Below are 16736 nucleotides of genomic sequence, written 5' to 3'. Positions count from 1 at the left end.
TTTTGTTTCAATTAATCTTCCATAGTTGAAAGATCACCCGTCGGCAAATTAAGCTCCCACGCCTTTAATACGCGTCGCATAATCTTACCACTTCTTGTTTTTGGCAGTTTATCTCGGAAATCAATTTCTCTTGGTGCAGCATGGGCTGCTAATCCTTTTTTGACAAATTGTCTGATTTCCTCTTTCAGTTCTTCAGAAGCCTCAAAGCCGTCACGCAGCGCAACAAACGCTTTAATGATTTCACCACGTACAGGGTCTGGTTTACCAATTACGCCTGCCTCTGCTACTGCTGGGTGTTCCACAAGCTTGCTTTCCACCTCAAATGGTCCTACACGCTCTCCTGATGTCATAATAACATCATCCACCCTACCTTGGAACCAGAAATAACCATCCTCATCCATATAAGCCGAATCCCCGGATACGTACCAGTCACCTGGCATAAAGTAGGATTCAAATTTCTCAGGATTATTCCAAATGGTGTGCATCATGGAAGGCCAGCCCTTTTTAATAGCCAGATTCCCCATTCGATATGGCGGCAATTCGTTTCCTTGATTATCGACAATTGCAGCCTGCACACCTGGAATCGGCTTACCCATCGAACCAGGTTTAATTTTCATACATGGATAGTTACTGATTAGTTGTGCTCCTGTTTCTGTCATCCACCAGTTATCATGAATACGATGGTTAAATACCTTTACACCCCATTTGACCACTTCTGGGTTCAATGGCTCACCCACACTTAGAATATGACGCAGGCTGCTTAAATCAAATTTCTTTACGAGTTCATCTCCCGCACCCATTAACATCCGGAAGGCAGTAGGAGCACTATACCAAACGGTAACCCCAAAGTCCTCAATCATCTGATACCAAGTTTCAGGGCTAAAACGCCCTCCCACAATGACATTAGAGGTTCCCGTTAACCACGGTCCAAAAATACCATACGACGTTCCTGTTACCCAGCCTGGATCTGCCGTACACCAATACACATCATCCTCTTTTAAATCAAGAACCCACTTTGCCGTTTGATAATGCTGAATCATTGCATTATGTACATGCAAAACCCCTTTAGGCTTGCCGGTTGAACCTGATGTGTAATGCAAAATTAAGCCATCTGTTCTGTCTACCCATTCGATCTTAAGTTCTTTACTTGCCTTCTCAAATTTCCCAAGGAAGTCAATGTATTGACCTTGTTCCTCCACATTTTTTCCAACAAGGAAAATATGCTTTAAGGCAGGTAAATCTTCCACAGGTACACGATCCAATAATTCAGGTGTAGTTACTAGAACTTTAGCTTCACTATCCTGCAGACGGTCACGAACCGCGCCTTCCATAAAGGCTTCAAATAATGGACCAACGATAGCTCCAAGCTTAATAGCACCAAGAACAGTAAAGTAAAGCTCTGGAGAACGAGGCATAAAAATAAATACGCGGTCTCCTTTTTCTACATCTCCATAACTCTTTAACACATTACCGGCTTTGCTTGAGAGATCCTTCATTTCCTTAAATGTGTACTTTTCATTACGAAAACCGTCTCGATAGTAAAGAGCAATTTTATTTTTTCGGAAGGTCTTTGCATGGCGATCAATGGCCTCATATGCCAAGTTAACAAGCCCTGTTTCACTCCAGGAGAATGTCTTTTCTGTTTCCTTCCAGTCAAATTGTTTGTACATTTCATCATAATTACTTAGATTATGGTCTCCTTGCACAACTGGTAGCGCTTCCACTTTCATTACTATCTCCCCCTCATGCTTTATAGAGATTATTATAGTACAAATAGGAACTATTCACAATTTTTTAAATATTATTATTCACGAATAATTGATTTATTGATATGTTGATTGGAGTAGACGGCGCAAAACCCCTGTATAAAACAGAAAATTTTGTGAAATCGCTTTCTCTTACTAGATTTTATGTATAATAGAATTAATGTACTAACGATTTTTTAAGGCAGGTGACCTTATGGAACACAAGAAAACATACAATGCAAAAGAATTGAAAACACCTCATGGGAATTTAATCATTGAAGGCCCTATTCCATCTGATAAATTAGCAGGTTATGAATTTCACGAAGACCTTGTTGCTTTTCGTCCTCCTGTACAACAGCATAAAGCTTTAGTGGGTATTGCCAATCTTCCAGAAGGTAGAATTATTATTGCTAGACATAGGCACACCATTGTAGGTTACGTTACTTATTTATATCCAGACCCGCTTGAAAGATGGTCTGAAGGGAAAATGGATAATTTAATTGAATTGGGTGCCATCGAGGTAATTCCACAATTTAGAGGCTGCTCTGTAGGAAAAAACCTGTTAATCGTTTCCATGATGGATGATGCAATGGAAGATTATATTACGATCACAACAGAGTACTATTGGCATTGGGATCTTAAAGGTACCAAGCTAAATGTGTGGGATTATCGAAAAGTAATGGAAAAAATGATGAATGCCGGTGGGCTTGAATGGTATGCGACGGATGATCCGGAAATTTGCTCCCATCCAGCTAACTGCCTGATGGCTCGAATGGGCAAGAGAGTCGATATGGAATCCATCCAAAGATTTGACCGTCTTCGGTTTATGAACCGGTTTATGTATTAAATATTTAGCTGAAATTCACTTGAGACCTGAGGTGATTTTATGATAGTGGAAGAAATTATGAAAACAGATGTGGCCACACTTTTACCAACAGACACCATTGCTGATGCTATGAAATTAATGGAAACAAAAAAAATCCGTCATATACCCGTCATTGATAATCAAAGACATCTAATGGGGTTAGTCACTGTCGCTAAAATAAGGGAAGCAACGCCCTCCATTTTTCATGCAAATGAGCATCCCGAAGATTTGAAAAAGCCGCTTGAGACGATTATGGAAAGAGATATGATTACAGGGCATCCACTGGATTTCGTCGAAGAAGTGGCTGGCCTATTTTATGAACATAAAATCAGTTGTATTCCCATCATTAATGACCGTAAACTAGTGGGAATCGTTACAGAAACCGATTTACTCCGAACCTTGGTTGAATTAACAGGGGCCCATCAGCCGGGGTCTCAGATCGAAATAAAGGTTCCGAATCTCGCTGGTATTCTTAGCGACATTACAAATGTGATTAAAAATCGAAAGGCTAACATTTTGAGTGTTCTCGTTTATCCAGATAAGACAGATGAACATTTTAAAATCCTGGTCATTAGAGTTCAGACAATGAATCCAACAGCCCTTATTCAGGATCTTAAGCAGGCCGGGTATCATGTCCTATGGCCGAACCTCCCGGGGATTTCCATATGAGTGATCGGTGTTCCTTTGTATTCTCAGAAGAACTGTTGAATTATAAATTCAGCAGTCATCATCCTTTTAACCAATTTAGGCTTAAACTAACTGTTGACTTGTTAGAGAAGATGAATGCGTTAGATCCTGCGCATACCATCTCCCCTAAGATGGCAACGGATGAAGAGTTAGCCCTTATACATGATCGAAGTTACATAGAAGCGGTTAAGAAAGCAGGACACGGAGAACTTTCAAAAGAAATCGCTGAAAATTATGGATTAGGTACAGAAGACACACCCATATTCCCGAACATGCACGAAGCCAGCGCCTTATTAGTAGGCGGTACCTTAGCCGCAGTTGACCAGGTTATGACAGGTAAGTCTCTCCATTCTCTTCACCTTGGAGGCGGTTTACACCATGGGTTCCGAGGAAAGGCGTCTGGATTTTGTGTATATAATGATAGTTCGGTTGCTATTAAGTACCTTCAGGAAAAATATCATGCACGTGTGTTATATGTAGATACTGATGCCCACCATGGGGATGGTGTCCAATGGTCCTTTTACGACGACCCCAATGTTTGCACCCTTTCCATTCATGAAACCGGACGATATTTATTTCCAGGTACCGGAAATATCAATGAAAGAGGCCAGGGCTCTGGTTATGGGTATTCTTTTAACATACCTGTGGATGCTTTTACAGAAGATGATTCCTGGCTCCATGCCTATACAAACTCCATAAAAGAAGTGGCTGAATTTTTTAAGCCTGATGTGATACTTACTCAAAATGGAGCTGATTCCCATTATTTTGATCCGTTAACACACTTATCGGCAACGATGAAAATTTATCGTGAAATCCCCAAGATTGCTCATGAAATTGCTCATCAATACTGTAATGGAAAATGGATTGCAGTTGGCGGCGGTGGGTATGACATTTGGCGAGTGGTTCCAAGAGCATGGGCACTTATCTGGCTTGAGATGACAGAAAACTCAAATTGTTCAGGGAATCTACCTGATGCATGGATTGAACAGTGGCAAAAAGAGTCGCCCGTTACTTTACCGAAGGAATGGGACGACCCTGACAACTTATATACACCTATCCCAAGAAAAGCTGAGATTACAGAGAAGAATGAAATTACGTTAGAAAAAGCTCTATACCCAATTCGTAATCAACAAAAAAGCCAAAAGGGCCTGCCATCTTAATGGCAAGCCCTTTTTTACATCTATTAGTTATTTAGTTGAATCACGATGCTCAATGCGGTGAGGAAGTACGACAATTTGTTCTTCAACGCCTTCTTTATTCATTAATTTTGTTAAGAGTCGCATTGCAACAGCGCCAATATCATATAACGGCTGCACAATCGTTGTAAGCTGTGGACGAACCATTAGTGATAATCTGGTATTATCTGATGTGATTACTTCAAAATCCTCAGGAATTTTATAACCTTTATCCTCGGCACCATGAACGACTCCCAGTGCCATTTCATCCGCTCCAACTAAAATGGCTGTTGGTCTTGCTGCTGCCTCGAGTAATTTATCAAAGGCTTCAATACCTGAATCGTACGTATAATCTCCTTCAACTATAAGCTCTTCATTATAAGGAAGCCCGGCTTCTTGAAGCGCCCTTTGATACCCTTTAAGTTTTTTCTGGGCATTTTTCGGTTCATGAAGTGGTCCCACCACAATGGCAATATTCTTATGGCCCTTTTGAATGAATTCCTTTACGGAATCATATACTGCTTCTTCATAATCAATGTTTACTGAAGGAATTTTATTTGACTCCTCAATAGAACCCGCAAGAACAATCGGTACTGGAGATTTCTCAAATTCCTCCACGTGGTCTGCAGTAATATTTCCTCCCATGAACACGATTCCATCTACTTGCTTCCCAAGCATCGTATTAAGTAAGTGTAATTCCTTGTCCATGTTTTGATCAGAATTGCTCAAAATGATATTGTACTTGTACATAGTTGCAATATCTTCTATGCCTCGAGCTAACTCTGCAAAAAAGATATTAGATATATCTGGAATAATTACTCCAACTGTTGTTGTTTTTTTACTAGCTAATCCTCTTGCTACGGCATTAGGGCGGTACCCTAATCTTTCAATAACTTCTAACACCTTTTTCCGGGTTACTGGCTTAACATTTGGATTTCCATTTACTACACGGGAAACTGTCGCCATTGATACATTTGCTTCCCTAGCCACATCATAAATCGTTATATTCACTTATAACACTCTCCTGTAACGTACATTGTTTTCTTTATTTTACATCTGTTATTAAAAACCTAGTCATAATATTGATTGTGAGATAATAAACAATCTTAGTATGTATTTAATGATACGATAAGAATATTAAAGCCGCAATTGCATTTGTCAACATTTTTCGTATATTTTTCTAAAAGTCATTAAAAAACCTCCTGCAAGCATGTGCAGGAGGTTTTTTTAAAAAATTGGCTCTGTTAAAATTTGTCTGTTGATTTCCGCTCCAGTCACTTCGCTTTCCGTGGGTGTTTCGGCGAGCCTCCTCGGCGCTTGCGCCTGCGGGGTCTCCCCTGAACCATACTCCCACAGGAGTCTTCGTGCCTTCCGCTCCAATCAACAGGTTATAAAAAATTAACACTGTTCATTAACACAACCAAAAAATTAAATCCGTACAAAGTTTGATGCTAGTAATTCATTATAAAATTTGTCAAATTGGTCAAGGTCCATTTGTTGCTTTTGGTCGGATAAGGCCACTGCCGGATCTGGATGAACTTCAGCCATGACTCCGTCTGCACCAATGGCAATCGCCGCTTTTGCAGCAGGTAATAACAAGTCTCTTCTACCAGTAGAATGAGTAACATCTACCATTACTGGTAAATGGGTTTCTTGTTTAAGAATTGGAACTGCCGAAATATCAAGTGTGTTTCTAGTAGCACGCTCGTATGTCCGAATACCTCGTTCACAAAGGATGATTTGGCCATTCCCTTGTGCCATAATGTATTCTGCTGCATTGATAAATTCTTCAATCGTGGCAGCAATCCCTCTTTTTAACAATACAGGTTTATTTACTGCCCCTGCAGCTTTTAATAGTTCAAAGTTCTGCATGTTCCGTGCACCAATTTGGATAACGTCAATATAATCTAAAGCCATTTCAATATCGGCTGGGTTTACGATTTCGCTAATTACTGCCATATCGTATTCATCTGCTACACGCTTTAAGATTTTTAGCCCTTCCACACCTAATCCTTGGAAATCGTAAGGAGATGTCCTTGGTTTATATGCACCACCACGGAGAAGCTTTAAGCCCTTTTCCTTCATCGCCTTAGCAACCGTCGCTACCTGCTCATAGGATTCAACCGCACATGGACCAAACACAAAATGTGGCTTGCCATCACCTATAGTTTCTCCCTTTAGGTTTACAATCGTATTTTCAGGCTTCTTCTTTCTAGATACAAGCAGGGCTTTCTCATGATCATCCTTTTGAAGATCTAAACCTGCTTTAAAAATTTCTTTGAAAATATGATCGATTGTAGAATTTTCAAATGGTCCATCGTTATGCTCTTTAATGATATCAAGCATTTTTCTTTCACGGACTGGATCGTAACGGTACACACCTTGATTTTCTTTTACCCGTCCAATCTCTTGGACGAGCTGAGCTCTTTCATTAATTAGCCTCAATAATTCCAAGTTTAACTCATCGACACGTGTTCTTAATTGATCCAATTCAACCTTTTTGCCCATATTCGTCCCCGTCCTTTCATTTGCAAATCTTACTAAACTCATAATGATTTACACTTAAAATTTTTTAATTTTATAATATTTCAATAATTAGGCTTTATTATAGCGGAAATATATTTCTTTGTCACTCATTTTTTCTTTATTAATTAAACGCTTTTAAGCGTTAAAGTATCATTAGGTATATAAAAGTATTGTATGTTACCTACTTAACATACGTGTCTAAATTTTTTATAAAGAAGAGGATGAACGTTCATCCTCTTTAGTATTTAGTATTACTTATTGAGTTACATTACTTGCAGTTAGTAGTGCCTTGTTGGTAATTTTCCAATGTGAAGCATTCCAAGTTGCTTCTCCATTCGAAAATAGGATTGCTTGTGGTGATTCATGTTTAATTTGAAATCTTTCTGCAACCTCGTTAGAAAGTGGCCGTGAATCTTGTACCGCTATGAAATATGTTGGCATATTCTGATTTTCATTTGCATATTTTTCGTACTCCTTGTACGCAGCATGACTGATCGGGCATGTTAAACTGTGCTTTAACAAATAAAATCTACTTTCTCTTTTTACTATTTCATCAAACTGTTCAATTGAATCAATTTTTTCTAACATCTTTACATTCCTCCATTAAAAAAAGCATACTGTCAGCAATGAACCCGACCTACTTTAAAAAAAGCTCTCTTTAAACTTGTCTGTTGATTTCCGCTCCAGGCTCGAGCGGTTCGTGGGCGTTTCGGCGAGCCTCCTCGGCGCTTGCGCCTGCGGGGTCTCCCCTGAACCGTACTCCCACAGGAGTCTTCGAGCCTTCCACTCCAATCAACAGGGTATAAAAATCAACTATCTTCTTTAACAAAGCCTAAATAAAAATAAACGGTGAAGTCATTTTATCACTTCACCGTTTGTATCACAAATAATATAACTATTAAAGTTTTACCTTGCTCTCTTCTTCATCAAAAGCTTTTTGAGCTTCTTCTAATTTTTTTCGAATTTCTTCACTGTCATGTGGCACTGATTCATTCGACTTTTTTACAGTTCCCTTTTCCTTTCCATGCTGGATTGGAATATAAGTTAACTCAGATTCTTCTTTGGGAGATTGCTTTCCCTTTACCTTATTTACTAGTTCGGAGGATTGAAGCACAATCCCCTGGGAAAGGGATGCCGTTTTAGATGCTAATTCACTGCTCTTGCTAACTACATTCTCCCGTAATGAACCACTCTTGTCCATAATTGAACCTGCTTGGTTAGTTAATGTTGAACGGAGATCTTTCCCTGTTTTAGGTGCAAAAAGTAAAGCTGCTGCAGCTCCAACTACCCCTCCAATAAAAGCTCCTAGGATAAAGCTGCTGGAAGATTCGTCGTTACGATTTTGATTCGCTTCCCTTGACTCATATTCTCTATTAGACATCTTCGTTCCTCCTTAATTCTAATGAGATCTTACCCTTTTAATCATTTGCTCTGATTCTTTTTCTTGTTTTATTTGCTTTCTAGCTTGCCATTTATCCTTCAATTCAAGGATCACATTACTCCATTGAACTATTTGTGAGATTTTTTCTTTACTATCTTCTACTTGCTGATCAACAGTATGGGTTAAGTTCAGTAACGTTCCGTTGAATTTGGAAACGGTCACCCCAACGTCCTTTACAGAATCCACCACACTATTTAAACTTTCGGATTTTTGCTGAATATCTTCAGCAAGCGCATTGGTCTTTTGTAAAAGTATTGTCGTTTCGCTTGTAACCCCATCCAACTGTTTTTCTAATCCTGACAGCGTTTTTGAAACGCTTGTAAGTGTACCCTGAAGTGATTTAAGCGTTTTTGATAAGTAGATAACTAGCACAAAAAACGCAATGGCTATCAAGGCTACGCTTAAGTATAAAATAATTTGCATCGTGCACCTCCGCCTTAACTATATCAATATGTATTACCCATCCATCATGGATATAAACCTCGCTAATATCTTATACTACTTCCATTCATTTGTCTTGTTTTCCTGCTATTCCATTAAAAAAATTCACTATTCATACGGAAGAAATTACTTTATTTTTCAACTTTCAGTCATTATTCGGTTACAATAGTATTGTACTTACATAATTGTTTGGAGGCGCTACCATGAAAGATCCTCGTATCGAGAAACTGGCAAAGAATTTAATTAATTATTCTGTGCAGCTACAAAAAGGTGAAAAGGTGTTAATTGAGAATTTTGGGTTGCAACGTGAACTTGTAACTGCGCTCGTGAAGGAAGCCTATGCTGCAGGTGGCTATCCATTTGTTCTATTAAAAGATCATCAGGTTGACCGTGCGCTATTATTTGGTGCCGAAGAAGAGCAATATAATATGATGGCTGATTTTGAAGCAAACGTCATGAGTAAAATGGATGCATACATAGGGTTGCGTTCTGGAGATAACATCAATGAACAAGCTGATGTTCCTGATGAAAAAATGAAAATTCACGGCTCTACAATTGGAAAGAAGGTACACCGTGATATTCGTGTACCAAAAACAAAATGGGTTGTTCTTAGATATCCTACGTCATCAATGGCGCAATTGGCCAAGATGAGCACAGAAGCATTTGAAGACTTTTATTTTAACGTGTGTAACCTGGATTACGGGAAAATGGATCAAGCCATGGACAGCTTGGTTGAACTGATGAATCGAACAGACAAGGTTCGCATCACTGGACCTGGAACAGATTTAAGCTTCTCTATAAAAGATATACCTGCCATTAAATGTGCAGGAAGATTAAATATTCCTGATGGTGAAGTATACACAGCTCCAGTTCGTGATTCAGTAAATGGAGTTATCACTTATAACACACCGTCTCCTTACCAAGGCTTTACCTTTGAAAATGTTAAGCTCACTTTTAGAGATGGAAAAATTGTTGAGGCTGAGTCTAATGATTCTAATCGTATTAACAAAATCTTTGATACAGATAAGGGAGCACGCTACGTGGGAGAGTTTGCAATCGGAGTGAACCCTTTCATCTTAAATCCGATGCAGGATATTTTATTTGATGAAAAAATTGCCGGCAGCTTCCACTTCACTCCTGGACAATGCTATGATGATGCGTTTAATGGAAACCACTCTAATATTCATTGGGATATGGTAAACATTCAGCGTCCGGAGTATGGCGGAGGGGAAATCTATTTTGACGATGTACTCATTCGAAAAGATGGTCTTTTCGTACTACCAGAATTAGAAGTATTAAATCCTGATAATTTAAAATAAACAAAAGAGAGGCTGACACTTATTTGTGTCAGCCTCTCTTTTGTTTATTGATTGAATTGTTTTTCATAAGATTCCTGGAACTTTTGAATATCCCCTGCACCCATAAATATAATTACACTATTGTCGTATTCATTTAATACTGAAGTATTTTCTTCTGATAGAACCTCAGACCCATCAATTTTTTCCTGTAGGTCCTTAATTGTCAGCTTTCCATGATTCTCACGAGCTGACCCAAAAATTTCACACAAGTACGCTTTATCAGCTAGACGAAGACTCTCTGCAAAATCTTCTAAAAAGGCTTGGGTACGTGTAAAAGTATGTGGTTGGAATACAGCGACAATTCTTTTATCAGGATATTTCTGCTTTGCAGCATCAATGGTTGCTTTGATTTCAGTCGGATGATGGGCATAATCATCGATTAAGATTTGCGTTCCAATTTTCTTTTCAGTAAATCTTCTTTTCACACCTTGGAATGTTAGCAATTGTTCTTTCACGATAGTAACATCAATCTCTTCATAGTGGCATAAACCGATGACTGCAAGCGCATTTAACACGCTGTGATCCCCAAATGTAGGGATTGAGAATGTGTCATAAAAAGTATTACGTATAAATACATCAAAGGTTGTTCCATTGGTGGATTTGACAAGATTTTTTGCCTGGTAATCATTTTCGTCGCCAAATCCATAAAACAATACAGGAACCTTCGCCTGGATTCTCTGAAGCTGCTCATCATCACCATAAGCAAATATTCCCTTTTTCACTTGAACAGCCATCTCTTGGAAGGCTGAGAATACATCTTCAATATTGGCAAAGTAATCTGGATGATCAAAATCAATGTTTGTCATAATGGCATAATCAGGGAAGTACGATAAGAAGTGCCTTCTGTATTCACACGCTTCAAAAACAAAATATTCTGCCCCTTCTTGTCCTTTCCCAGTTCCATCGCCAATTAAAAAGCTCGTAGGTTTAGCTCCTTTAATAACATGAGCCAGTAAACCAGTCGTAGAGGTTTTTCCGTGTGCACCTGTAATCGCAACACTTGTAAAATTCTGCATAAAATCGCCTAAGAAACGATGGTACCTTATTACTGGAAGTCCAAGTTTCATTGCCTCTTGAATCTCTTCATGCGTATCTGGATAGGCATTTCCTGCAATAATGGTCATTCCTGGCTTGATATTTTCCTTTTGAAAGGGAAATATCTTTATACCGGATTGTTCAAGGGCAAGTTGAGTAAAAAAGCGCTTTTCGACATCGGAGCCTTGAACCTCAAATTTCATATCATGCAGAACTTGTGCTAATGCACTCATCCCAGACCCCTTAATACCTACAAAATGGTAAATAGTCATAGAAGAACCTCCAACCAACGTCTATCTGTAAAACAGTATATGACATCTGTCTGTATTTGACATTGTTTATAGAATTACTGAACAAGTAAGCTTACTTATTTAAAATCATTTAATTATTATAACATTGTTTTCGCGTAAAAACTATTAGTGTCAATTATCTTTCTATCCACCCAGAATTTGCATTCATTATTATTTGTTCATACCTGGAAAGAATACGGTGGATTATTGATTTATATTATTCTTGAATGGCCTCTAAATCAGCTCCTGTTATTAAGACCTCACGAGCCTTACTCCCATTTGCACTTGTAATATATCCATTTTGTTCAAGTATATCCATTAATCTTGCTGCTCTATTATAGCCAATTTTAAAGCGCCGTTGCAGGCTTGAAGTGGATGCTCCCCCTTGCTCAATAATAAATTCACAAGCTTCATAAAAGAGTTCATCTTCTTCCTCTGTTACTTGGGCCTTTTTCAGCAGCTCTTCTTGTTCGAATAAATATTCTGGCTCGCGTTGATCCCTTACATGGGCAACCACAAGATCAATTTCTTCATCCGATACGAACGTTCCCTGCAATCTTACAGGTTTCGATGATCCATTTTCTAAGAACAGCATATCGCCACGGCCGAGTAATTTTTCCGCCCCGCTAATGTCAATAATGGTACGTGAATCCACTTGGGAAGAGACAGAAAAAGCAATTCGGGTTGGAATATTGGCTTTTATTAATCCAGTTATAACATCAACCGATGGTCTTTGTGTGGCTACAATAAGATGAATACCGCATGCCCTTGCTTTTTGAGCTATTCTACAAATTGCTTCTTCCACATCAGCTGGTGACATCATCATTAAATCAGCTAACTCATCAATGATTATCACAATAAAAGGCAGCTTATCAGAATAGCGCTTATGCTTTATTGCAAGTTCATTAAATCGGTTGATATCACGAACACCCGCATGAGCGAAAAGCTCATATCGCCTTTCCATTTCATCCACAGCCCACTTTAATGCAGCTGTTGCCGCTTTTACATCGGTAATGACAGGGCTGACAAGGTGTGGAATTCGGTTATACGGTGCAAGTTCTACCACTTTTGGATCAATCAGCAATAGCTTTAGATCTTCTGGACTGGCTTTACATAACAGGCTAACTAAAATTGTATTAATACATACGCTTTTACCTGAACCTGTTGCCCCAGCAATTAGCCCGTGTGGCATTTTCTTTAAGTCAGTTACAATCGGTTTTCCTGCAATATCTAGCCCCATTACTGCTGTTAAAGGAGACGTAGATTCTTGAAACACACTACTTTGAATGATTTCATTTATTAAAACAGGTCTTGACTTTTGATTTGGCACTTCAATACCAATGGTATGCTTTCCCGGTATAGGTGCTTCAATCCGAATATCCCTTGCTGCCAGACTTAATTTAATATCATCACTTAGATTAGTAATTTTGTTTACTTTTACTCCTGGTTCGGGTTGTACCTCAAAGCGGGTAACAGATGGACCTTGGGTCACGTTGACTACACTTGCACCAACATTAAAGTTTTTCAATGTAATATTTAGGAGTTCTTCTTGCTCTAACAACCAACCAATATCTTTATCTTCTTTAACGGGCGGATGTAATAGAGTTGATGGAGGGAGCATATAAGTCCCATTGGACGTTACCTGTTCAACTTTCTCCGCCACGGTTGGAGAGGAAACAACCGTCTGAATAATTGTCTTATCAGTTGGTTTTTCAATGGGCTTTTCTACTGGTATTTCTATCGTACTATCTTTTGGCTCCACCATATCTCTTTCTAGTAGTCTTTCTAATGAAGTATCAACTGTTTTTTCTACTAAAGTGTTCTTCCGTGCCTGAATAGGCTGCTCACGTTCTCTTCTTTGTATTTTTTCTTCCCATTTTAGTTTATCCTGCTTTAACATCATTACATTAAATGGCAAACGAGAACGCTTGGTCTCAGGCTGCTCGGGTTGGGGTTCGGCTACATTCTCAGATTCAGCTTGTAGTTCGACAGAAGTTTCAACCGGTAAATTCGGTTCGAGCTCCATTGGCTCAGGCTCATATTCAATCGCCTCTATCACATTTTCTTGCAAGGATTCAAATTCAATACTAGATTCCTCATTCGTAATAAGGGACGCTTCAGCAATTATCTCTTCAAATACTGCTGAATGGTTAAGCAGATCTTTATCCTCTTCGTTTAAAAAGTGGCTCAACTCATGCTCTACAACCGTCTCTGTCTTCTTAGGCCTGTTAAACCCGAAAATAGGAGAAGGAATTTCTGTTGGGTGAAATGGGCCCCTCATTCTCGGTTGTTGCTTTGGCTCTTTGATTGGTTTTGGGACTTCCGTTTTTACAGGTTGGGTTTCTTTTTGTTCCCTTCTGCTTCTCTTTTCAGGCTGTTTCTCTAAAATCCTTTGCTGTCGGACATTCTCCCTAACTTTGGGCTTGACCTCAGATAAAGGTGTAGTGGAAGAACGCAGGCCACCTTTTGGATATTGATAGGAAATTCTCGTATCTAAATCCTTTAAACTTTCGTATTGGTTTAGATGTGGAAGTTCATCGTTTCTATGGTTATGTATAACAAATTCGTTTAATTCCTCTTCCCCATCTTTTTTAAACTTTTGAAAAAAGTTTTGGATCCAGCTCAAAACTATCACTCTTTCTACTTTCATCTATCATTCTATTTTATCAGTATTTGATATTTTTTCGAGATAATTTCTCAGAATAAGTCGAAATATATTCGAATTGGATATATCCTCCAAAGAAGTAATGAAAAAAGACCACTTGATGTGATCCTTCTTTCATTCATTTTATTTATTTTTCCCTAAAATGAAAATGGGTTCTAACTCCCCATTTTCATAGATGAATGACAAAGCTGTTATTGGAACACGCCCATTCGCAAAAAAGCTCATAGCCATCTGGGCCATAACATCATATCCTCTGTCGTTACGAATATCCGCCATGATTAATACATCTTGGTGGGGAACGGCTAAAACCATCGTCCCAACCATTCGTTTCTGCATTTCATTGAGGAAGCCTTTATTTAGGATTCGGCTTGCATCATATCCATCATTGGTGTTGAGAAAATAAAAACTATTCCCAGCGACCTGATCTTCCTTAAAAGGAGTTGACAGGGATCTTGCGTTGAATAAGGCAATTTCCTTAATTCTGTTCGCTTCCCAGCCTTCCTTTTCCATGATTCGACGGTCAATTAACCGGTACGTCTTCCCCATGTCATAAGCGTAATAGATCTTCGTTTCGGCGGTATGATCATCGCTCATGAACGGGTTTCCCTCTTCTGATTCATTAGGAAAAGACGTAGACCGAATAACCGGAAAAATATTCTTTTCATGATCTGTTAACTGAACGGTATCCTCCATTGCTTGCAGACCTTCATTTACATAATAAACGACTTCATCAATCGCCTTTTCTTTTTCGGTATGCCATTTGGCTATAATTCCAGGTATTGTGACGGTAATCCCCTTACCTGTTGCTTTATTTTCAAATCTGAGAGTGTCTTTATCTCGGTCATAGGAAATGACTCGTTCCTCATTTGCTAAACGAGTTTCTAATTCTTTTCTCATTTTTTTACTGTCCATTTTCATGTTTGTTCCTCCCTTCAAGGGCTGCTAATCCATTGTACAATAAAAATGAGGCTGACTCAAAAGCAAAGAGCCAGCCCCGGAACTTATTATTTTAAACCATTGATGAATTGTTCGATTTCTTCTTGTGTTTTTCGGTCTTTACTTACGAAGCGGCCGAGTTCCTTTCCGTTTTCGAAAGCAATAAAGCTTGGAATGCCGAATACATCTAATTGCTGACACAAATCAATGTAGTCGTCACGGTCTATATGAACAAAGGTGTATTCATTAAATTTTGCTTCTATCTCTGGAAGGATTGGTTCAATTACCCGACAATCTGGACACCAGCCTGCAGAAAACATAAAAATGGTTTTCCCTTGGTCCCGAAGTTGTTCAAATTGTTCCATTGATTCTAAATTCTTCATCATTAACGCCTCCATTTATTCTGTGAACTTGACTGAATTAACTATTTGCATCATCATTTTCGTATTTTGTACCAAATCACTTGTTTCAGATTGCGTCGTTATTTTTGCCCCGCCCACTCCGATTGTTAATTCATTTAAACCATCGTCCTTAAGTTGGTCAATGGTTATAAACCCAAGCTTGTTGTCGGTAGAAGTAAATTTCTCATTTGTATATAATTCCTTATATTGATCGACAGTTGCTTTGTACACAACATCACTTGTTGTGCTTTCCTTTGGGTTAAAGAAAAGAATATACGTATCTGAACCGTTTCTTAAAATAATATTATTAGCTAATACACTTTTTATAACATATCCTGCAGGTAAGAAAAAGTGAATCTTTCCACTCTTTTTATTTGGCTTTTTCTCTTTTTCAGTGAACGTTGCTTTCGCTGTTTTTTTTGCAGCTATACTTTCTTCTTTTATGGAAGCATTGTCGCTACATGCACTTAGTAAAAGCAGCGATAGTATGAAAATAGTAATGGTTTTTAAAAATTTCAGCTTTTTCGCCTCCCGTTCATACGAATAAAGTCCCATAAATATATCATACCTGCCTGAATATTCAAAAGACAAGACTTTTGTCGAATGAGGATGTCGAAAAAAAGCTACTCTGTTCTGTTAATTGCTTTTTCGATAGTAATATTGACCCACTAAAAGATTTGTAAGGTGTGTAAACATATCTACCCGATTAATTACACCATTAGTGAATATCCCTACTGCTCCCTCGTGTTTCCTTACGTTCTTCATTTTTGCATAATCATCCATGACTGGACCAAGCTCTTCTCCTGCTCTAAGCCTTACTGCAACTTCTTCAGGAAGAAGAAATCTTGCTCCACCTGCAATTATAGGCTCCCCAGTTCGAGAGGCTAGTGCTCCCCAGTTACAGAGCATCAGACCCTGGGATGTTTCTTGTACACCGCCTTCTAGACCGATACCAATATCACCATTCCCCTGCTTTAAAGCCCCTATAGCTCGATTGATTGCCCCTTGGATCGTTTCTTCATCAGAAAAAGGCTGATCGCTCACATTCGATGGAATATCTAACACTAAAAACTCCACTTCCTCATGAATGAAACTATTTTTTACTGCTAAAATTTTGGCTGGGTTTTTAGAACCGATAATAATTTTCATTTCTAAATCTCCTATCGATGTA

16 protein-coding genes are annotated in these 16736 nt (G+C 38.7%); 4 read left to right on the top strand and 12 right to left on the bottom strand.

Annotation, left to right across the window (positions count from 1 at the left end; genetic code table 11):
* Positions 1–11: 11 nt before the first annotated feature.
* Positions 12–1730: an acetate--CoA ligase gene (gene acsA, locus RCG25_RS06665; protein ID WP_308082884.1), complete on the bottom strand. Its 1719-nt coding sequence runs from the start codon at positions 1728–1730 to the stop codon at positions 12–14.
* A 229-nt stretch (positions 1731–1959) separates the two neighbouring features.
* Between acsA and RCG25_RS06660 the strand changes: the two genes are divergently transcribed.
* The 3 genes from RCG25_RS06660 to RCG25_RS06650 are packed head-to-tail and all read left to right on the top strand — an operon-like array spanning position 1960 to position 4457.
* Entirely contained in the window at positions 1960–2592 is a 633-nt protein-coding gene (locus RCG25_RS06660) for a GNAT family N-acetyltransferase (protein WP_308082883.1), read from the top strand.
* Positions 2593–2631: 39 nt separating this feature from the next.
* Positions 2632–3279 carry an acetoin utilization AcuB family protein gene (locus RCG25_RS06655; protein WP_308082882.1) on the top strand — a complete coding sequence of 216 codons (648 nt, stop codon included), beginning with the start codon at positions 2632–2634 and terminating at the stop codon, positions 3277–3279.
* Positions 3276–4457 carry an acetoin utilization protein AcuC gene (locus RCG25_RS06650; RefSeq protein ID WP_308082881.1) on the top strand — a complete coding sequence of 394 codons (1182 nt, stop codon included), beginning with the start codon at positions 3276–3278 and terminating at the stop codon, positions 4455–4457. The genes RCG25_RS06655 and RCG25_RS06650 overlap by 4 nt, the downstream gene beginning before the upstream one ends.
* A 27-nt stretch (positions 4458–4484) precedes the next feature.
* On the opposite strand, the gene ccpA is transcribed toward RCG25_RS06650, so the two are convergent.
* The 5 genes from ccpA to RCG25_RS06625 form a co-directional block, all read right to left on the bottom strand.
* Positions 4485–5483 (bottom strand): catabolite control protein A, encoded by a 999-nt coding sequence (gene ccpA / locus RCG25_RS06645; RefSeq protein ID WP_308082880.1) that lies wholly within the window; start codon positions 5481–5483, stop codon positions 4485–4487.
* Positions 5484–5900: 417 nt separating this feature from the next.
* The gene (locus RCG25_RS06640) at positions 5901–7022 is read right to left on the bottom strand and encodes a bifunctional 3-deoxy-7-phosphoheptulonate synthase/chorismate mutase (RefSeq protein WP_308082878.1); all 1122 of its coding nucleotides are present in this window, start codon (positions 7020–7022) and stop codon (positions 5901–5903) included.
* Positions 7023–7253: 231 nt separating this feature from the next.
* Positions 7254–7586, bottom strand: coding sequence for a bacillithiol system redox-active protein YtxJ (gene ytxJ, locus RCG25_RS06635; protein WP_308082877.1), 333 nt, complete (start codon positions 7584–7586; stop codon positions 7254–7256).
* Between the two features lie 310 nt (positions 7587–7896).
* Positions 7897–8379, bottom strand: coding sequence for a YtxH domain-containing protein (locus RCG25_RS06630; RefSeq protein ID WP_308082876.1), 483 nt, complete (start codon positions 8377–8379; stop codon positions 7897–7899).
* A gap of 18 nt (positions 8380–8397) precedes the next feature.
* Positions 8398–8862 (bottom strand): DUF948 domain-containing protein, encoded by a 465-nt coding sequence (locus tag RCG25_RS06625; RefSeq protein WP_308082875.1) that lies wholly within the window; start codon positions 8860–8862, stop codon positions 8398–8400.
* Between the two features lie 221 nt (positions 8863–9083).
* Between RCG25_RS06625 and RCG25_RS06620 the strand changes: the two genes are divergently transcribed.
* On the top strand, positions 9084–10199 hold the full coding sequence (locus tag RCG25_RS06620; protein ID WP_308082874.1) for an aminopeptidase: 1116 nt from the start codon (positions 9084–9086) through the stop codon (positions 10197–10199).
* Between the two features lie 44 nt (positions 10200–10243).
* On the opposite strand, the gene murC is transcribed toward RCG25_RS06620, so the two are convergent.
* The 6 genes from murC to RCG25_RS06590 all read right to left on the bottom strand — a co-directional run bounded on the left by murC (position 10244) and on the right by RCG25_RS06590 (position 16714).
* Positions 10244–11545, bottom strand: a complete 1302-nt coding sequence (gene murC / locus RCG25_RS06615; RefSeq protein WP_308082873.1) for a UDP-N-acetylmuramate--L-alanine ligase — start codon at positions 11543–11545, stop codon at positions 10244–10246.
* A 235-nt stretch (positions 11546–11780) separates the two neighbouring features.
* Positions 11781–14189 (bottom strand): DNA translocase FtsK, encoded by a 2409-nt coding sequence (locus RCG25_RS06610; RefSeq protein WP_308082872.1) that lies wholly within the window; start codon positions 14187–14189, stop codon positions 11781–11783.
* Between the two features lie 162 nt (positions 14190–14351).
* Entirely contained in the window at positions 14352–15140 is a 789-nt protein-coding gene (locus RCG25_RS06605; protein ID WP_308084112.1) for a DUF1444 domain-containing protein, read from the bottom strand.
* 92 nt (positions 15141–15232) lie between these two features.
* Positions 15233–15547, bottom strand: coding sequence for a thioredoxin family protein (locus RCG25_RS06600; RefSeq protein ID WP_308084111.1), 315 nt, complete (start codon positions 15545–15547; stop codon positions 15233–15235).
* Positions 15548–15562: 15 nt separating this feature from the next.
* Entirely contained in the window at positions 15563–16120 is a 558-nt protein-coding gene (locus RCG25_RS06595; RefSeq protein ID WP_308082871.1) for a hypothetical protein, read from the bottom strand.
* A gap of 81 nt (positions 16121–16201) precedes the next feature.
* A complete protein-coding gene (locus RCG25_RS06590) occupies positions 16202–16714 on the bottom strand; it encodes a DUF84 family protein (protein WP_308082870.1) in 513 nt (170 codons plus the stop codon).
* Positions 16715–16736: the final 22 nt, after the last annotated feature.

Origin of the sequence: Neobacillus sp. PS2-9, from assembly GCF_030915525.1 — a bacterium.
Lineage (GTDB): Bacteria > Bacillota > Bacilli > Bacillales > Cytobacillaceae > Neobacillus.
Note: the sequence above shows the minus strand (reverse complement) of the source record. Positions and strands in the feature narration are given on the sequence as shown.